Source organism: Sedimentitalea todarodis (assembly GCF_032595355.1).
In the GTDB taxonomy this organism is placed as follows: Bacteria; Pseudomonadota; Alphaproteobacteria; order Rhodobacterales; family Rhodobacteraceae; genus Sedimentitalea; species Sedimentitalea todarodis.
The window spans coordinates 131,186-148,419 of record NZ_JASMWN010000013.1; the positions used below are offsets into that span (position 1 = coordinate 131,186).

General features: G+C 58.9%; 18 protein-coding genes. 16 read left to right on the forward strand and 2 right to left on the reverse strand.

What is annotated here, in order from left to right:
* Positions 1–29 precede the first annotated feature (29 nt).
* The 7 genes from QO231_RS16080 to QO231_RS16110 all read left to right on the forward strand — a co-directional run bounded on the left by QO231_RS16080 (position 30) and on the right by QO231_RS16110 (position 6,579).
* Positions 30–1,373: an NAD(P)/FAD-dependent oxidoreductase gene (locus QO231_RS16080; RefSeq protein WP_316778565.1), complete on the forward strand. Its 1,344-nt coding sequence runs from the start codon at positions 30–32 to the stop codon at positions 1,371–1,373.
* Positions 1,312–2,469 carry a cyclopropane-fatty-acyl-phospholipid synthase family protein gene (locus tag QO231_RS16085; protein ID WP_316778567.1) on the forward strand — a complete coding sequence of 386 codons (1,158 nt, stop codon included), beginning with the start codon at positions 1,312–1,314 and terminating at the stop codon, positions 2,467–2,469. The genes QO231_RS16080 and QO231_RS16085 overlap by 62 nt, the downstream gene beginning before the upstream one ends.
* Positions 2,462–2,956: a chalcone isomerase family protein gene (locus QO231_RS16090; protein ID WP_316778570.1), complete on the forward strand. Its 495-nt coding sequence runs from the start codon at positions 2,462–2,464 to the stop codon at positions 2,954–2,956. Before QO231_RS16085 ends, QO231_RS16090 begins: the two co-directional genes overlap by 8 nt.
* A complete protein-coding gene (locus QO231_RS16095; RefSeq protein ID WP_316778573.1) occupies positions 2,956–4,182 on the forward strand; it encodes an MFS transporter in 1,227 nt (408 codons plus the stop codon). Before QO231_RS16090 ends, QO231_RS16095 begins: the two co-directional genes overlap by 1 nt.
* Positions 4,179–4,736: a DUF3833 domain-containing protein gene (locus QO231_RS16100; RefSeq protein WP_316778575.1), complete on the forward strand. Its 558-nt coding sequence runs from the start codon at positions 4,179–4,181 to the stop codon at positions 4,734–4,736. Before QO231_RS16095 ends, QO231_RS16100 begins: the two co-directional genes overlap by 4 nt.
* A gap of 481 nt (positions 4,737–5,217) precedes the next feature.
* On the forward strand, positions 5,218–5,904 hold the full coding sequence (locus QO231_RS16105; RefSeq protein ID WP_316778578.1) for a D-lyxose/D-mannose family sugar isomerase: 687 nt from the start codon (positions 5,218–5,220) through the stop codon (positions 5,902–5,904).
* Between the two features lie 168 nt (positions 5,905–6,072).
* Positions 6,073–6,579 (forward strand): flavin reductase family protein, encoded by a 507-nt coding sequence (locus QO231_RS16110; RefSeq protein ID WP_316778633.1) that lies wholly within the window; start codon positions 6,073–6,075, stop codon positions 6,577–6,579.
* Here QO231_RS16110 and QO231_RS16115 read toward each other — a convergent pair.
* Positions 6,569–7,603, reverse strand: a complete 1,035-nt coding sequence (locus QO231_RS16115) for an FAD:protein FMN transferase (protein WP_316778582.1) — start codon at positions 7,601–7,603, stop codon at positions 6,569–6,571. The two genes, QO231_RS16110 and QO231_RS16115, sit on opposite strands and share 11 nt — an antisense overlap.
* 227 nt (positions 7,604–7,830) lie before the next feature.
* On the opposite strand from QO231_RS16115, the gene QO231_RS16120 reads away from it, so the two are divergent.
* The 8 genes from QO231_RS16120 (at position 7,831) to nqrM (ending at position 14,595) form a co-directional block, all read left to right on the forward strand.
* Positions 7,831–8,355 (forward strand): CBS domain-containing protein, encoded by a 525-nt coding sequence (locus QO231_RS16120; protein WP_316778585.1) that lies wholly within the window; start codon positions 7,831–7,833, stop codon positions 8,353–8,355.
* A 125-nt stretch (positions 8,356–8,480) separates the two neighbouring features.
* Entirely contained in the window at positions 8,481–9,866 is a 1,386-nt protein-coding gene (locus QO231_RS16125; protein WP_316778588.1) for a Na(+)-translocating NADH-quinone reductase subunit A, read from the forward strand.
* Positions 9,867–9,868: 2 nt separating this feature from the next.
* On the forward strand, positions 9,869–11,077 hold the full coding sequence (locus QO231_RS16130; protein WP_316778591.1) for an NADH:ubiquinone reductase (Na(+)-transporting) subunit B: 1,209 nt from the start codon (positions 9,869–9,871) through the stop codon (positions 11,075–11,077).
* Positions 11,070–11,864, forward strand: a complete 795-nt coding sequence (locus QO231_RS16135; RefSeq protein WP_316778593.1) for a Na(+)-translocating NADH-quinone reductase subunit C — start codon at positions 11,070–11,072, stop codon at positions 11,862–11,864. Before QO231_RS16130 ends, QO231_RS16135 begins: the two co-directional genes overlap by 8 nt.
* Positions 11,857–12,513 (forward strand): NADH:ubiquinone reductase (Na(+)-transporting) subunit D, encoded by a 657-nt coding sequence (locus QO231_RS16140; RefSeq protein WP_316778596.1) that lies wholly within the window; start codon positions 11,857–11,859, stop codon positions 12,511–12,513. The genes QO231_RS16135 and QO231_RS16140 overlap by 8 nt, the downstream gene beginning before the upstream one ends.
* 2 nt (positions 12,514–12,515) lie before the next feature.
* Positions 12,516–13,124 (forward strand): NADH:ubiquinone reductase (Na(+)-transporting) subunit E, encoded by a 609-nt coding sequence (gene nqrE / locus QO231_RS16145; RefSeq protein ID WP_316778599.1) that lies wholly within the window; start codon positions 12,516–12,518, stop codon positions 13,122–13,124.
* Between the two features lie 10 nt (positions 13,125–13,134).
* Complete coding sequence (gene nqrF, locus QO231_RS16150; protein ID WP_316778602.1) at positions 13,135–14,361, forward strand: NADH:ubiquinone reductase (Na(+)-transporting) subunit F; 1,227 nt, start codon at positions 13,135–13,137, stop codon at positions 14,359–14,361.
* A gap of 27 nt (positions 14,362–14,388) precedes the next feature.
* A complete protein-coding gene (nqrM, locus tag QO231_RS16155; RefSeq protein WP_316778604.1) occupies positions 14,389–14,595 on the forward strand; it encodes a (Na+)-NQR maturation NqrM in 207 nt (68 codons plus the stop codon).
* A gap of 52 nt (positions 14,596–14,647) precedes the next feature.
* Here the strand turns inward: nqrM and QO231_RS16160 are convergent, their stop codons facing one another.
* A complete protein-coding gene (locus tag QO231_RS16160; protein WP_316778606.1) occupies positions 14,648–15,118 on the reverse strand; it encodes an Lrp/AsnC family transcriptional regulator in 471 nt (156 codons plus the stop codon).
* 206 nt (positions 15,119–15,324) lie between these two features.
* On the opposite strand from QO231_RS16160, the gene QO231_RS16165 reads away from it, so the two are divergent.
* Positions 15,325–16,392, forward strand: coding sequence for a Glu/Leu/Phe/Val family dehydrogenase (locus QO231_RS16165; RefSeq protein WP_316778608.1), 1,068 nt, complete (start codon positions 15,325–15,327; stop codon positions 16,390–16,392).
* Positions 16,393–17,234 lie beyond the last annotated feature (842 nt).

The following is a 17,234-nucleotide window of genomic DNA, read 5'->3' on the forward strand; positions in this document are numbered from 1 at the left end:
CTTCACAACGATAGAAAGATGAGGACTGAATGCTGGATCAAACCTTGGGACCGCGCAAGAAGATCGCCATCGTCGGAGGTGGCATTTCCGGCCTCTCCGCAGCGTATTACCTGTCCCCCTATCATGATATCACGCTGTTCGAGGCCGCGCCTCGGCTGGGCGGCCATGCCCGAACGGTGATTGCGGGCAAGAATGGGGATCAACCGGTTGATACCGGGTTCATCGTCTTCAACTATGCGACCTATCCAAACCTGACCCGGCTGTTTCGGGAACTGGACGTGCCGGTCATCAAGAGCGAAATGAGTTTTGGAGCAAGTATCGACGATGGCCGTTTTGAATACGGTTTGACCAATCTGGGATCCATCACCGCGCAGAAACGCAACCTTTTGCGACCGCAATATTACAAGATGATCGCCGACATCCTGCGCTTTGGCAAACACGCCGAGGCCGCCGCAAACAGCGACGACATAACGATCGGAGAACTGGTGGCGAAACTGGGCTTGGGCGACAGTTTTCGCCAGCACTACCTGATGCCGATGTGCGGTGCCATCTGGTCGACACCGGTTGCCGAGGTGGATCAGTTTCCGGCACGCTCTCTGGTGCGGTTCTTTCGGAACCATGCCTTGCTGGCCGGTTCGGCCGAACACCAGTGGTGGACGGTCGCAGGCGGCAGCATCGAATATGTAAATCGCCTCGAAGCTGCGTTGATCGCACGCGGTTGCAGCATCCGCACCGGAACAACCATTCATAACGTGCGACGAGGCAGCCCTTTGGTTCAGCTTGAGACGGAAGATGACGAACCCGAAGCCTTTGATGAATTGGTGCTGGCCTGTCATTCCGATCAGGCGATGGCCATTCTGGGCGCAGACGCAACGCCGGCAGAAGCCGCCGCGTTGTCCAGCATCCGGTATCAGCCGAACCGCGCTGTACTTCACTGTGATCCGAACCAGATGCCCCGGCGTCGCGCGTGCTGGTCGAGCTGGAGTTACCGTTCGCAAGAGGGGCACATCGGCGTCACCTACTGGATGAACAGATTGCAGGGCATCCCGGAAAGCGATCCTCTGTTCGTTACGCTGAACCCATCGCGTGAGATTCCGCAGGATCTTATCTATGACGAAGTAGAGTTCGCCCACCCGGTCTTCGACAAGGCTGCACTGGCCGCGCAGCGGGACATTTTCGAAATGCAGGGACAGAACCACACGTGGTTTGCCGGTGCATGGAACCGCCACGGCTTTCACGAAGATGGCATCGCCAGTGCCATGCGGATCGTACGCAAACTGAATGACCTCCACCATCGCAAAGGAATGAATAATGCGCTTGACCAACAGGGCTTTGAAAACGAATCTCCTGTCGACCTGCGCGCGTGTGCGTGACGGGCAACTGATCCTGCGCACCCCAGAGGGCGAACGATATCAATTTGGCAGTTCCGGGCCCGAGGCGGAAATCACCATTCATGACTGGGCCGCTGTGGGTGCGATGGCCGCGCATGGGCAGGTCGGTCTGGGCGAAACCTATGTTCAGGGCCTTTGGGATACGCCGTCGATTCAGGCGTTTATGTCTTTGGTCATGCGAAACCGCGAGCATCTGAGCGCCTATGATCAGGCGAGCCCGCTCAGCCGCGCAAAGTTCCGCATGGTCGATTCCGTATTGCGAGCCAACTCGCGGCGGGGCGCGCGCCGGAACATCCGTTCGCACTATGATGTGGGAAATGAGTTCTACGGGCTGTGGCTGGATGAAGGCATGACCTATTCTGCCGGGCTCTTTGCGGACGGAGACACCGACCTTGCACGGGCGCAGACACGCAAGAATGCCCGAGTGCTGTCGCGCCTGGGCTCCGGCGAACGTATGTTGGAAATTGGCTGTGGCTGGGGCGGTCTTGCCGAACAGGCCAGTTCAGAGGGTCGCGAGGTGACAGGTGTGACCATCTCTCCCAGCCAACACAGCTATGCCGATTGCCGCTTGGACGGGCGCGCGGACATACAGTTGCGCGACTACCGGGACATCGAAGGAACCTACGACAACATCGTTTCGATCGAGATGATCGAGGCCGTAGGCGCGCGCTACTGGCCCGGCTACTTCGACGTTCTCAAGCGCAGCCTCGCCGAGGGTGGCCGGATCCTGTTGCAGGCGATAACCGTCAAGGACAGTTTTTTCGACACCTACAAAACCTCGTCCGATTTCATCCGCCAATATGTCTTTCCGGGTGGCATGCTGTTGTCGGACAGGGTGATCCGGGATCAGGCAAAGGCTGCCGGTCTCGAGGTGCAGGACAGTTTCGCCTTTGGTACCGACTACGGCAGGACCTGCCGGATATGGGCGGACCGCCTGGCGGCGCAAAAACAGCGGATCATCGAGATGGGATATGGAGAGTCGTTCTTTCGCAACTGGCAATATTATCTCGAGAGTTGCGCGGCCTCCTTTGCAATCGGACATACCGATGTGGTGCAGGTTGAGCTGGCTCATGCTTAGGGTGCTTGGTCTCTGCCTCGTGATACTGACGCCTGCGTCGGGACAGGCCTTGACCATTCCCAATGTCCTGCCCGGTGCCGAACTGCGCGGGGAGGCGGTGTTGCGGCTGTTCGGGTTCCCACTCTACAGGGCACGGCTCTACACGGAAACAGGCGCGCCGCTGAACTGGGATCAGGATTTCGGGCTGGAGCTGACCTATATGCGCGATCTGAGCCGCCAGGACCTTGCAGAAAGCACGATGCGGGAACTCGAACGCATCGGTGGTGCGATCCCCATACGCGATCAGCTGAACAGATGTTATGCTGACGTCCGCCGTGGCGACCGCATCGCCGCCGTGTCCCAAGGTCAGAACCAGATTGCATTCTGGCTGAACGGGACGCGGACATGCACTCTGAGCCATCCACAGATAAAATCCCGTTTCATGGCGATTTTTCTGGGTGACAACACGCGGTCGCGATCCTTTACACGCAAGCTGAAGGGCGAGTGATGCTCTATCCACGCGTCAGTCTTTACGCGCTGATGCTGGCCGCTGCCGGAATCCCGCTCTACATCCATTTGCCACGTTTCGCCTCTGTGAATCTGGGGATCGGATTGGGCACGATCGGAACGATCCTCCTTGTGATCCGGCTGGTTGATCTGGTTCAGGATCCGCTGATCGGCTGGGCGATTGATCGCTGGCCGCGCGCGCAAACGCTCTTCGCCGTTGCTGCCGCCCTCGGGCTTGCCATCGGGTTTCCCGCGCTCTTTTCGCCACGCAGTGGTCCGCATGTAATTGCCCAATTGGTTGGCGTCCTGATCCTGCTGTTCTCGGCCTACAGCCTCGGGATGATCCTGCTCTACGGGCGCAGTGCAACGCTGGCCAAGCGCGCCACACCCGACGGTTTGATGACGCTGGCCGCCTATCGCGAGGGTGGCATGTTGGCCGGTGTCGTAATCGCGGCGATCGCGCCAACCGTGTTCCTGGCGATGGGTGCAGAGGCGCAGGGCTATCCGGCCTTCGGTCTGTTTCTCGGCGGAATTGCCTTGGTCACAGCACTTGTCACTCTGCCCATCTGGCGCCGCCCGGTGATTGTCGGTGATCGGCTATCGCTCGCGGGGCTGGGAGACGCCGGGGCCTTGCGCCTGCTGGTGCTTGCACTGGTCAACAGCCTGCCCGTGGCCATAACCTCGACCCTGTTCCTGTTCTTTGTAGAGGACCGTCTGAACCTGCCGGGCAAGGCCGGACCACTCCTGATCCTGTTCTTTCTCAGCGCCGGGCTGACTGTTCCGTTCTGGGCCCGGTGCAGTCAGAGGTTGGGGGCCAAGACCACCCTGATGATTGCAATGCCGCTGGCCATTCTGGGTTTCGCGGGTGCGGCGTTCCTCGCACCGGGAAACCTTGCAGGCTTTGCCATCATCTGCGTGGTTTCTGGGGCGGCCCTCGGTGCCGATCTGGTCATCCTTCCGGCGATGTTCTCGGTGGCGTTGACGCAGGCGGGACTGCGGGCGTCGCAGGCGTTTGGCATCTGGTCCTTTGCCGGAAAGCTTGGCCTCGCGCTGGCGGCTTTTGCCGTATTGCCAGTGTTACAGCGCAGTGGTTTCATTCCCGGAGCGCGCAACGACGCCGCTGCCCTCAGCGCGCTGAACATCTGCTATGCCGTCATACCCTGTATCCTGAAACTTGGCGCATTTGGGCTCGTCCTTGCGCTTCCGACTGAGGACCGAACCCGATGAAACTCATGATTGTGTTGCTTTTGCTTGGACTTGCAGCGATTCTGGTCAAGTCAATGCTGTTCAGCTTTCGTGCGCAGACCTCGGCCGATTATGCGGAAACGGAACCGGCCTTTTCCCTGAAGAAACATCTGGCGGGGCCGATCCTGTCGGAGGGGATGATCTATGGACCCGGCGGCAGGGTTACCAGTCGGTTCGTCGCGCGGATGTATGGCGAATGGGATGGAGATACCGGAACCCTGTCCGAGGAATTCACCTATTCAACCGGGCGCGCGCAAAGTCGCAAGTGGTTCCTGACGCTGGGGCCGGAAGGCACCTTCACCGCAACTGCGGACGACATCGTGGGCGAGGCGCAGGGCGTGGTGTCCGGTGCGACCGTGCGGATGGAGTACCGGATCGTTCTGCCGCAAGAGGCCGGGGGCCATACACTGTCGGTGACGGATTGGCTTTATCTGACCGGAAGCGGCGTCATCATGAACCGCTCCGAGATGCGGAAATTCGGGATCAAGGTTGCCGAACTGATTGCGACGATGCGCCCGGCTCCCGATCCCGGCTGACCCGCAGAGGCAGGCGGCAGCAGGGTTGCCCATCTCCACCAGCGGGCACCCGCGCCACCCTTGCCGATCTGACGCATGCGAGAATCTCGCAATCTGCGTTGCAACACTTGGAACCTGCTCGACGTTGCTGGCATCTTCACGAGCATTTTTCGACACAGGCCAGCGATACGATCAGCGCAGGCACGATCCAGTTTTTTTGCCGCTTTGCTGGCGAGTTCATCGACCACCCGTTCCCAGGTAGTCTGCGATGCACAAGCCGATGCCTGACAATCCTGTCACATGAACCAGCCAGTCGATGTCACGCCAGCGTCGTTGGTATATGCCAGCCGTCGAACGCATAGTGACCTGCTACTGGCCCAATGTTCTGTGGCCTGTGTTTGCGTTCTGTCCAGGCACCATAGCGAGAAACGTGATGCCGGTGCGCATTTCCTCCGGGCCAGCACTATGGCCATAGAAACTCTCAACCCGTAAAGGGGAAGGCATGAAACGCTCCGGCATCAACAAGATCATGGCCGAGGCCGACGACATGATCCGCTCTCACGGCTTTTGCCTGCCGCCTTTTGCATATTGGACCCCTGATCAACTCAAGGCCCGCAAGGCTGACGTCGGCCACGTCATTGGCGCGCGCTGTGGCTGGGATATCACCGACTACGGCGATGGCCGCTTTGACGAGATGGGCCTGTTCCTGTTCACCCTGCGCAATGGTCTGCTCGCTGATCTGCAACGGGGCGGCGGGATGTGCTATGCGGAAAAACTGCTGATCTCACGTCAGGATCAGCTCTCCCCCATGCACACCCACGTGATCAAGGCCGAGGATATCATCAACCGTGGCGGTGCCACGCTTGTGGTCGAGCTTTTCGGCTCGGATGATGAGGGCCGCTTTGCCGGCGACAGGGGTGGTACGGTCTGGCTCGATGGCATCCGGCACAGTTATGGCCCCGGCGAAAAGCTGCAACTCCACCCCGGTGAAAGCGTCACGCTGCGCCCCGGCGACTGGCATGCCTTCTGGGGTGAGGGTGGCGATGTGTTGATCGGCGAGGTTTCGACGGTCAACGACGACGAAACCGACAACATTTTCCGCGAGCCCATCGGCCGATTTGCCGAAATCGAGGAAGACGAGGCACCGATGCATCTCTTGGTCAGCGACTATTGCAAGTGGTTGGACTAGTTCAATTGGCAGTCCGCCAGCGCGCCTTCGCGATTTGAGCAGCCGGTTTAGGAACAGCGTGAACCACGGGCGACAGTGGCACTCACGCCCATTCGGGGTTGGCAGCTGGCATCAGAACGTGACAGGTGAAGGTGGCACCTGGATAGGAGAGGGGATGGTACGGTGAGCATGAAATCGGATGTGACGCAACAATTTCATGATCCCTCGCCAGAGCGGATGCGCGAGGCTTTGGGCGGGTTTGCGACCGGCGTTGCCGTGGTGACGTGCGGCGCTGTTGGTAAAAATGCCTGCGCGGTCACGATCAATTCCTTTACCTCGGTGTCGCTGGATCCGCCGCTGATCCTGTTCTGTCTCGACAGGTCGGCGTTTCACCTGGTGCGATTCCTTGCCGCCGAGAGCTTTGCGGTGAACATCCTGAGCGACACGCAGATGGACCTGTCGAACCGCTTGACGCAGGAGGTCATGGACGGGTTGGAGGATCTGGACACAGGTGCTCTTGCAACCGGTTGCCCGGTGTTTCCGGACGCGCTGGCGGCGCTCGATTGCCAGCGAGAGCGTGTGATCGAGGCCGGTGATCATCATATTCTGATCGGCAGGGTAGTTGCGATTCGGCCTCCGGCGACGGTCGACCCCTTGCTGTATTTCAGGGGTCGTTATGCAGCGCTCAGGCGCTGAACAGGCGCTCGAAGGCCGGTGACGCGGCGTCGGTAAAGCTGCCATCGCGTCCCGAAATCAGGAAGGCGGCAATGTCGTGGTCCCGAGCGAAAGCCATCGCGGATCCGGTGCCCATCACCAGCATCGCAGTGGACAGCGCGTCGGCCTGCATGGTGGTTTTTGCGATCACCGTTGCCGAGGCCAGATCGTGGGTCAGCGGGCGGCCGCTGCGTGGATCGATGATATGTGCATAGCGCTGGCGATCGGCCTCGAAGAAGATCCGGTAGTTGCCAGATGACGCCAGGGCCTGGCCGGAAAGCCCGACGATACGCTGGATGTCACGCGAGGCAGGATTCGGCTTTTCGATGCCGAGTCGCCAGGCGCGGTCTTCGGGCGAGAGGCCACGCGTGCGGACTTCGCCACCAACCTCGACCAGATAGTGCTCGATGCCCTCGGCCTCGAGCAGTTCGGCCACCTTGTCGACGCCAAAGCCCTTGGCGATACCCGAAAGGTCGAGCCGTGCCTGGGTTGTCTTGGCAAGTTCCTGATTCGCAATCGAAATGTTGTGGTAGCCCATGTCGGCCATCGCCGTCGTGATCTCGGCATCTGCAGGCAAATCGGCGCGACCGCCATTCGGACCAAAACCCCAGAGGTCAACCAGCGGGCCTACGGTGGGATCAAACGCGCCATCGGTCATGTCGGCCACGGCGAGCGCGGTTTCGATCACCCGGGCTGTGTCGGTCGTGACCGAACGGCTGCTGCCGGCGACATCGGCATTGAACAGCGACAGTTCGGAGGTCGGACGGTATGTCGACATCAGGCTTTCGACACGGTCTAGGCTGGCCTGGATACGCGATGCGAGCCCCTCGCCGTCAACCGCGTCGGAAGCGCGGGCGACCTTGACGTTGTAGGTCGTGCCCATGGTCTTGCCGCTGATGCTGTGCGCGCCATCGGCGCTTGTGTCGTCACATCCGATCAGGCCGAGAAACGGGATCGTCAGCGCAATGCCGTTTGCGCCGCGGATGAAGTCTCGCCGTGAAAGCATGAGTCCAAGTCTCCAAAATGTTCCGTGTCACGCCCCGCCGCCGCTGCGTTCGGGAACTTTCCTACCTATCATTCTCTAAAGCGTCTCGTATGTTGTTTCCAGATACAAAGCGCCATTTGTCGCACAGTCGACGTTGGTCAGATCAGCGCAGGTACGTCATTTGCCTCGTATTTGAAGTTGTGAAATTTGGCGAATCATGCAGTTCTAACTGAGCAAGGAGGACGATCATGGCACCAACATCGTACCAGGGCAGAATGGAAAAAGACGATAAGGACTCTCACACACACTCGCAGACGGAAGAGTGGAGCCTGGGTGTCAACTCTCCGGGAATCAAGGTCGAAGACATCCTGCGCCACAAGGGCGACGATGTGCATTCGGTCACACCGCACAGCCCGGTGCGCGAGGCGGTGGGCAAGCTGACCCGGATGCGAATCGGCGCGTTGGTGGTGGTCAACTCCGATCTCGAACCGGTCGGCATCGTGTCGGAACGGGACATCGTGCACATGATCGATGCAGGCAAGGATGTCGATGCCGCCGTCGAAACGATCATGACGCCCAATCCGGTGACATGCACGCCCGATTATACCATCGAAGAGGTGATGAAGGTCATGTCGAACCGGGGCTTCCGCCACATGCCGGTTCAGCAGGATGGACATCTTGTCGGGTTGGTTTCCGTGCGCGACGTGGTTAAGCACCGGTTGCAGGAAGTCGAATACGAGAACCTCAAGATCAAGCAGGCAATGGTAGGCTGACAAAAAAACACTGGGACGCCTCTTTGTCTCATTTTATTTCGCGACGCGATTCGCGATAAAGCACGTTAAGGGCGCCCCGGAACCATGCCCAGGGCTGAAATAGCGGATTGGAAAGCAAGACCGAAATGGCAAGCGCTGCACAAACCTCTGACAGAGGCAGAAATGTTGTTCTCAGCCGCGGATTGGATTTGCCGATAGACGGCGCGCCGCGGGGCGATGAGATCGAGATGGCGGTGGATGTTGCGGCCTGCGCCGTGGTGGCCACGGATTTCGTCGGCCTGAAGCCTCGGATGCTGGTCGAGGAGGGTGACAAAGTTTCTCTGGGTCAGCCCTTGTTCGAGGACAAGCGGTTCGAAGGCGTCGCCTATACAGCACCAGCGGCTGGTCAGGTGCGGGCGATCAACCGTGGTGCCCGCCGGGTGCTGCAATCGGTGGTCATCCAGATCGAAAATCGCGACGATGCAGTCGAGTTCCAGTCGGTTTCCGGCGATGCGCTGACCGGGTTGAGCCGCGACGATGTGGTCAAGAACCTGCTTGCCTCAGGTCTCTGGACGAGCCTGCGGACAAGGCCATATTCCAAGGTGCCCGATCCGGCGACAACCCCATCTGCCATCTTCATCACAGCCATTGATACGCGGCCGTTGGCCGGCGATCCGGCCGCCGTGATCGCTGCGGCGAGCGAGGATTTTGCCAACGGCGTGGCGATCCTGTCAAGGTTGACCGAGGGCACGACCCACGTGGTCCATCGGACCGGTGCCGAATTGCCCGCCCTGAGCGGTGCCAATGTTGCCGTTACCAGCTTTAGCGGGCCGCATCCCGCCGGGCTGGTCGGTACTCACATCCACTTCCTTGACCCGGTCGATGGCAACAAGATGGTCTGGCATATCGGTTATCAGGACGTGATCGCAGTGGGCGAATTGTTCCGCACCGGGCGGCTGCCGACCACGAAAGTGGTTGCCATTGCGGGCCCCGCGGCCGTGAACCCGCGTCTGGTGCGCACCCGGCGTGGTGCGTCGCTGGCTGAGTTGGTGCATGGCGAAAGCAGTTCGGACAATTTGCGGGTGATCTCGGGCGACGTGCTCAGTGGCGTTCATGCCCATGGCGCGTTAAACTATATCGGTTCGTTCGACAACCAGATCACGTTGCTGCCGGAGGGCAACCACCGCGACTTCTTTGGCTGGATCATCCCGTCGAGCAAGAAATTCGCCACGGCCAAGGTGCATCTGTCGAGCCTGCTCGGCCTCGACAAGATCAAGTTCCACACCAATCTCAACGGGTCGCCGCGCGCGATGATCCCGATCGGCCTCTATGAAGACGTCATGCCGATGGACATCCTTGCGACGCAGATGTTGCGCGCGATTCTCGTCTCGGACACTGATGTTGCACAGCAGCTGGGCGCATTGGAGCTGGACGAGGAAGACCTCGCGCTCTGCTCGTATGTCTGCATGAGCAAATACGAATACGGCTTGGCCCTGCGGGTCAATCTCGACAAAATCGAAGCGGAAGGCTGACAATGGGTTTGCGCAACATACTCGACTCGATCGAGCCGCATTTCACAAAGGGCGGGAAGTACGAAAAGTACTATGCCGTCTACGAGATGTTCGACACGATCTTCTACAGCCCGAAGACCGTGACGAAGTACGCGCCCCATGCGCGGGCAGCGCTCGATCTGAAGCGGGTGATGACCTATGTTGTGATCGCGACCATTCCGGCGATCCTGTTCGGACTCTACAACACCGGCCTTCAGGCCAACACCGCGCTCGCCACCCTTGGGGAAACGACGGCTGGCGGCTGGCGCGGCTGGGTTCTGGACACCTTTGGGATCGGCTATGATCCGAGCAGTATCCTCGCCTGTTTCTTTCACGGGTTTCTCTACTTCGTCCCGATCTACCTTACCACGCTCATAGTGGGTGGCATCGTCGAGGTTACGTTTGCGGTGATCCGTGGCCACGAGGTGAACGAAGGCTTCTTTGTCACCTCGATGCTCTATTCGCTGATCGTTCCGGCGTCGATCCCGCTGTGGCAGGTCGCGGTTGGTATCATATTCGGTGTGGTCATCGGCAAGGAAGTCTTTGGCGGGACGGGGAAAAACCTGTTGAACCCGGCGCTTGTCGGACGCGCTTTCCTCTATTTTGCCTATCCGGCGCAGATGTCGGGCGATTCGGTCTGGGTGCCGGTTGATGGCTACTCCGGCGCCACCGCTCTGAGCGTCAGTGCCAGCGACGGCTATCAGGCGCTGCCCGCGATCGGGCTTGACTGGTGGACGGCATTCTGGGGCTTCATGGACGGGTCTATCGGCGAGACATCTGCCTTCGCGATCCTGCTCGGGGGATTGTTCCTGCTTTATACCAAGATCGCCAACTACCGTTTGATGGCCGGCTGTCTGGTCGGCACCATAGCGATGAGCAGCGTCTTCAACCTGATCGGCAGCGACACCAACCCGATGTTCGCGATGCCGTTCTGGTGGCACATCGTGGTCGGCGGATACATGTTCGGACTGGTCTTCATGGTGACAGAGCCGGTTTCCGGCGCGATGACCAACACCGGGCGATGGTGGTATGGCGGGCTGATCGGGGTCATGTGCGTGCTGATCCGGGTGGTCAACCCGGCGTTCCCGGAGGGCATGATGCTCGCGATCCTGTTCGGCAATGTCTTCGCGCCGCTCATCGACAACTTTGTGGTAAGCGCCAACATCCGTCGGAGGGCTGGTCGCAATGGCTGAGAACAAGTCGATCTTTTCCAACGATCACCCGTTCAAGATCATTTTCATGGCGGTTGCGCTGTGCCTGGTGGGCTCGGTGCTTGTGTCGGCGGCGGCGATCGGGCTGCGGCCCCTTCAGGCGGCAAACGCCAAGCTGTCCAAGCAGACCAACATCCTGCAGGTCGCAGGGCTCTATGAGGCCGGAACCGATGTCGGTACGGTCTATGCCGAGCGGATCGAACCGCGTGTCGTTGACCTGCGCACTGGCGCGTTCACCGATGCCGTTGATCCCGAAGGCTATGACGAGCGTGTCGCGGAGCGCGACCCGGAACTGAGCGCGGTGCTGTCGGCGGAAGAGGATCCCGCCCAGATCAAGCGGCGGGTCAACTATTCTACCATCTATCTGGTCAAGGACGTGGCGGACGACGGTTACGAAACCATCATCCTGCCGGTGCATGGTTATGGTCTCTGGTCAACGCTCTATGGCTTTGTGGCGCTCAAGCCCGATGGCAACGAGGTGGTCGGCCTGCAATTCTATCAACACGCCGAAACTCCGGGTCTCGGCGGCGAAGTCGACAACCCGTCTTGGCGTGGGCAGTGGCCGGGCAAGAAGCTCTATGGCGACGACGGCGAGGTCGCGATCGAGATCGTGAAATCCGGGGCCACGGGCGACTTTGAAGTCGACGGGTTGGCCGGTGCCACGCTGACATCGCGCGGCGTGCACAACCTGGTGCGCTATTGGGTTGGCGAAGATGGTTTCGGCCCGTTCCTGAAGAACATGACAGAGGAGTTGGCGACCAATGGCTGACCGCAAGAAGCTCATCCTCGACCCGGTTCTCGACAACAACCCCGTGATCCTGCAAACGCTGGGCATCTGTTCGGCGCTGGCTGTGACATCGTCGCTGCAGGTCTCGCTGGTGATGTGCGTCGCGCTGACAACGGTAACAGCGTTTTCGAACCTGTTCATTTCGATGATCCGGCATCACATTCCCGGATCAATCCGGATCATCATCCAGATGGTTATCATCTCATCGCTGGTGATCGTGGTTGATCAGGTGCTGCGTGCATTCCTGCCCGACATTGCTAAGACGCTGTCGGTCTTTGTCGGGCTGATCATCACCAACTGCATCGTGATGGGCCGTGCCGAGGCCTATGCCATGGCCAACCCGCCAATACCGAGCTTTCTGGACGGTATCGGCAACGGACTGGGCTACAGCGCCATCCTGATCGGCGTTGCGGTGATCCGCGAGCTCTTTGGCGCCGGCAAGTTGATGGGGTTCGAGATTCTGCCAACAGTGTCCAATGGCGGTTGGTACATCCCCAACGGGTTACTCTTGCTGCCGCCCTCGGCCTTTTTCATCATCGGTGGGTTCATCTGGATCCTGCGCAGCTGGAAGACCGATCAGCGGGAACGTGTTGAAAATGTCATTCTCGACGTACAGGTGAGTGAGCACTGATCATGGAAGCCCTTCTAAGCCTCTTTATCAAGTCCATATTCATCGAGAATATGGCACTGTCGTTCTTCCTCGGGATGTGCACCTTCCTGGCGGTGTCCAAGAAGATCACCACTGCCTTTGGCCTCGGGGTTGCCGTGGTTCTGGTGCAGACGATCACGATACCGGCCAACAACCTGATCCTGAACCTGTTCCTGAAACCCGGTGCCATGTCGTGGTTGGGTTTTGATGAAACCGACCTGATGTTCCTTGGCCTGATCAGCTATATCGGCGTGATCGCGGCCATGGTGCAGATCCTCGAGATGTTGCTCGATAAGTTCTTTCCGGCACTTTACACCGCGCTTGGCGTGTTCCTGCCGCTGATCACGGTGAACTGCGCTATCCTGGGCGGGTCGCTGTTCATGGTCGAACGTGACTACGATTTCGCCGAAAGCGTAGTCTATGGCATCGGGTCCGGCACCGGCTGGGCCTTGGCGATCGTCGCGCTCGCGGGGCTGCGGGAAAAGATGAAATACTCCGATGTGCCGGCTGGCCTGCGCGGGCTAGGGATCACCTTCATCACCGCCGGCCTGATGGCGATGGCGTTCATGTCGTTCTCCGGCGTCCAACTCTGAGGATACACAAATGGTCGATTTCTTCCTCGGTGTCGCGCTCTTTACCACCATCATCCTGGCGCTGGTGGGGATCATCCTTGCCGCCCGTTCGGTGCTGGTCTCTTCGGGTGCGGTGAATATCGAGATCAACGGCGAAAAAACGATTTCGGTGCCTGCCGGCGGCAAGCTCTTGAGCGCGCTGGCGAGCGAGAACCTGTTTGTTCCTTCGGCCTGCGGTGGCGGCGGCACCTGTGCTCAATGTCGGGTGCAGGTGGAGGAGGGCGGCGGCTCCATTCTGCCCACCGAACTTAGCCACATCACCAAGCGCGAGGCGCGCGAGGGCGACCGTCTGTCTTGTCAGGTGGCCGTGAAGCAGGACATGAAGATCCGGATTCCAGACGAGGTGTTCGGGGTCAAGAAATGGAAGTGCAAGGTGCGGTCGAACGACAACGTCGCGACCTTTATCAAGAACCTGGTGCTCGAATTGCCCGAGGGCGAGAATGTCGATTTTCGCGCCGGGGGTTACATCCAGATCGAATGCCCGCCCTACCAGATCGGCTTCAAGGATTTCGAGGTCGCCGAGGAATACCGCGAGGACTGGGACAAGTTCGCGTTGTGGGACATTCACGCCAGCAACTCCGAGCATGTGGAACGCGCCTATTCGATGGCGAACTATCCCGATGAGCGCGGGCTGATCATGCTGAACGTGCGGATCGCGACGCCTCCACCGCATGCCGATCCTTCCAAGGTCCCGCCGGGCAAGATGTCGACCTATATTTTTAACCTCAAGCCGGGTGACGAAGTCACGATCTCTGGCCCCTACGGCGAGTTTTTTGCACGTGATACAGACAAGGAAATGGTCTTTGTTGGCGGCGGCGCAGGTATGGCACCGATGCGAAGCCACATCTTCGACCAGCTGAAACGGCTGAGTTCGGACCGCAAGATCACGTTCTGGTACGGCGCGCGCTCCAAACGCGAGATGTTCTTTGTCGAGGATTTCGACCAGCTTGCCGCCGAGAACCCGAACTTCACCTGGCACGTGGCGCTCTCTGATCCGATGCCCGACGACGATTGGGACGGCTATACCGGGTTCATCCACAATGTGCTCTACGAGCAATACCTCAAGGACCATCCTGCGCCCGAAGAATGTGAGTACTACATGTGTGGTCCGCCGATCATGAACTCGTCGGTGATCAACATGCTGGTTGATCTGGGCGTTGAACGCGAAGATATCATGCTGGATGACTTCGGCGGCTAGATCGCCGAAGGCCAACGGGAGAAAACAATGGAAACGATGATTGTTGCATTTGGTGTCTTTCTGATGGTGGTTGTCGGCATGGCCGTGGGCGTGATCTTTCAGGGCAAGCGCATCACCGGAAGCTGTGGCGGACTCGGAGCGATCAAAGGGGTCGACGAATGCGGAGTCTGCGGGCGCAGTTTCGATGACGTCGATGTGGACTCCTGTGACGGGGTGCCGAAGCTCAGAGCCTGACCGGCTGGCGATATCGGGTGGGCGTGAGGGTTTGCGCCTCATCCTGTTCGCGCTAGATCGTATCGGGCACGAAACCCGGTTCGTTCTTGAAGCACTTCAACGAAAAGGAAGATCGGGAACTACGGATCCCATTGATACGATAGAGCTTGTTGTTGAGAAAACTCTCGAACCCGCGCGTTCCATCGACGGCGACCTTGATAAAACAGTCGAATTCTCCCGACGTCAGATGAACCTCCAGCACTTCGGGTATCTTGCTCAGTTCATCGCAAAGCTCGGAAATACGAGACACTTGTTCGCGGGTGGCGGAAATCTCGACCAGAACGATATCGGAATAACCCAGCAACGCGTGATTGATGACCGCGTTGTAACCGGTGATGTATCCTTCGCGTTGCAGACGTTGCACGCGCTGCCAACATTGGCTGGTCGATAGGGCAACGATTTCGGACAGCCGCGTGTTGGGTAAATTGCCTTCGTTCTGCAGGGCGCGCAGGATTCGGATATCTGTTTTGTCCAATGGTTTCACGAATTGTCTTTCGAGTTATTGCGTTTCACCAAAACCAGGTTTTGAATCCTGCTGGGATCATCCTAAGTTCAAACAGTTATTCTGACAATGTGCGGATAAAATTGCGGTGCACCCAATCGAAAGACTCGATCAGGGCAGGTCGGCTGGACCAAAAGGCTGTGACCTGCTCAATTCAGAAACGTCCTTGCCATATGAAGGGGCACCACATGAACCACGCCGCCGCCGCCACACACGCTCTGTCCATTCGTGATCTCGAGCCGCGCGAAGGCTATGCGCGCCTGATCGAGGCAAAGGACGAACAGACCGGATTGCATGCTCTGATCTCGATCCACTCGCTGCAGCGCGGACCCGCGGCGGGCGGATGCCGGATGTTCAATTATGCCAGGATCGAGGACGCGATCTATGATGTCGAACGTCTTTCGCGCGGCATGACTTACAAGAACGCCGCGGCCGAATTGCCGCTTGGCGGCGGAAAATCGGTGATCATAGGCGATCCGAAAACCCAAAAGACACCCGAACTCATGCGTGCCTTCGGAGCTTTCATCGAACATCTGGCGGGAAACTACTACACTGCCGAGGATGTGGGCGTGTCTCCGCAAGACATGGCCAATGTCGCCGAATCCACATCTTATGTCGCAGGTCTGGACGGTGGCGAATTTGCCAGCGGAGATCCATCGCCGGTCACGGCACGGGGTGTGTTCCTGTGCCTCAAGCAAACCCTGAAACACGGGCTTGGAACGGATGACCTGTCCGGCAAGACAATCGCCATCCAGGGCCTTGGGCACGTCGGAATGAGTCTGGCGGGAATGCTGCACAAAGCCGGTGCCAAGCTGATTGTGAGCGACATCAACGACGAGACCGTGCGCTTGGCCGAAACAGAATTTGGGGCAACGGTTGTTTCCCCGGACGAAATCCTGCACCAGGACGCGGATGTTTTTGCACCGTGTGCCATGGGTGGTGTCCTGACCGCCGATGCGATCGACCGTCTCAAGGTCCGCTTTGTGGTTGGGGCTGCCAACAACCAATTGGCCGACGAGACTTGCGGTCAGAGGCTGCAAGACCGGGGCATCCTCTATGCGCCCGACTACATCGTAAACGGGGGCGGCATCGTGAACGTAGCGATGGAAATCCTGAAGATCTCTGATCCGTCCTATCGCGAAAATCGTATTTCGGGGCTGGCGACCACCTTGGAACAGGTCTTTGCACGAGCCGACGAAACCGGGGAACCCCCTCACATGGTTGCGGACAGGTTGATCGAACGCAGATTGGCCTGACGTTTCACGGTTGGAACAATGTCTTCCTGTCATCTCGTATCGCCTCAGGGGCGGTCGCGTTCTCGATCCATTTCGGACGAGATCGCGACCGCCCCGATCGTTTCTGGAGGAACGTCCATCACGGATAGACCTGCGTTCGCCCGCAAGTTGCCGAGCAGTCGAAGACTGCCAGAAGAAATGGCGGGACGTCACCTGTGCGGAAAGGTACGCAGAGGCGTTTGAGTGTCCTGTCGCACCTCAGCGGAATATCTTGGCGCTGACCATCTCCATCGGGCCGGTCCACCTTGTTACACATGTCTGTACGTCGCATTTTGACAGTCTTCAGAGGCTCAATGCGACCGGACATTGTGACGGCCGTTCCTGCTCGCCAGTCTGCTTCATCTGACTGAGACGTAAGCAACAAAACCTGACGATCACGCCTGCTGCGAAGAGTCTTGCGACTGTATCGGCTCGGTCTGACTACCGCCTGAACGCAATGGGACCCAAATCCTGTGACCACCTGTATCGTGTTGATGGCGGTCCTTCCTTGTCGGACTGCGTGGATTGGCTCGAACCGCGACGGATATTCTCGCCATCGCGCGGCTCACAACGTTCGGATTCGCCCATTTGACCCGTCAATTTATGCGCCGAGCGTTGTTCAGCGGACTCGTTGGAGCGGAAATCGTGATGCGAAGTGGAATTTTATTGAGCATTTACAATGGCTAATTCATTTTTGGCGAAATCTTCAAAAAAGGGGTTGCGGCTGTGGATTAGTAGTCTTAGAACCCCCTTCACCGGGGTTGCAGCGATGTGGTTCTGGGGCGCTTGACGGGCTATACGGGCTGGGAACGGTACGGAGAGTT

What these genes read in the sequence shown, in the direction of transcription:
- QO231_RS16125 (WP_316778588.1), top strand. Translation starts at nt 8,481, where the DNA reads ATGGCAAGCGCTGCACAAACCTCTGACAGAGGCAGAAATGTTGTTCTC.
- QO231_RS16115 (WP_316778582.1), bottom strand. Translation starts at nt 7,603, where the DNA reads ATGCTTTCACGGCGAGACTTCATCCGCGGCGCAAACGGCATTGCGCTG.
- QO231_RS16095 (WP_316778573.1), top strand. Translation starts at nt 2,956, where the DNA reads ATGCTCTATCCACGCGTCAGTCTTTACGCGCTGATGCTGGCCGCTGCC.
- QO231_RS16140 (WP_316778596.1), top strand. Translation starts at nt 11,857, where the DNA reads ATGGCTGACCGCAAGAAGCTCATCCTCGACCCGGTTCTCGACAACAAC.
- nqrM (WP_316778604.1), top strand. Translation starts at nt 14,389, where the DNA reads ATGGAAACGATGATTGTTGCATTTGGTGTCTTTCTGATGGTGGTTGTC.
- nqrE (WP_316778599.1), top strand. Translation starts at nt 12,516, where the DNA reads ATGGAAGCCCTTCTAAGCCTCTTTATCAAGTCCATATTCATCGAGAAT.
- QO231_RS16090 (WP_316778570.1), top strand. Translation starts at nt 2,462, where the DNA reads ATGCTTAGGGTGCTTGGTCTCTGCCTCGTGATACTGACGCCTGCGTCG.
- QO231_RS16130 (WP_316778591.1), top strand. Translation starts at nt 9,869, where the DNA reads ATGGGTTTGCGCAACATACTCGACTCGATCGAGCCGCATTTCACAAAG.
- QO231_RS16165 (WP_316778608.1), top strand. Translation starts at nt 15,325, where the DNA reads ATGAACCACGCCGCCGCCGCCACACACGCTCTGTCCATTCGTGATCTC.
- QO231_RS16135 (WP_316778593.1), top strand. Translation starts at nt 11,070, where the DNA reads ATGGCTGAGAACAAGTCGATCTTTTCCAACGATCACCCGTTCAAGATC.
- QO231_RS16085 (WP_316778567.1), top strand. Translation starts at nt 1,312, where the DNA reads ATGCGCTTGACCAACAGGGCTTTGAAAACGAATCTCCTGTCGACCTGC.
- QO231_RS16105 (WP_316778578.1), top strand. Translation starts at nt 5,218, where the DNA reads ATGAAACGCTCCGGCATCAACAAGATCATGGCCGAGGCCGACGACATG.
- nqrF (WP_316778602.1), top strand. Translation starts at nt 13,135, where the DNA reads ATGGTCGATTTCTTCCTCGGTGTCGCGCTCTTTACCACCATCATCCTG.
- QO231_RS16110 (WP_316778633.1), top strand. Translation starts at nt 6,073, where the DNA reads ATGAAATCGGATGTGACGCAACAATTTCATGATCCCTCGCCAGAGCGG.
- QO231_RS16080 (WP_316778565.1), top strand. Translation starts at nt 30, where the DNA reads ATGCTGGATCAAACCTTGGGACCGCGCAAGAAGATCGCCATCGTCGGA.
- QO231_RS16100 (WP_316778575.1), top strand. Translation starts at nt 4,179, where the DNA reads ATGAAACTCATGATTGTGTTGCTTTTGCTTGGACTTGCAGCGATTCTG.
- QO231_RS16120 (WP_316778585.1), top strand. Translation starts at nt 7,831, where the DNA reads ATGGCACCAACATCGTACCAGGGCAGAATGGAAAAAGACGATAAGGAC.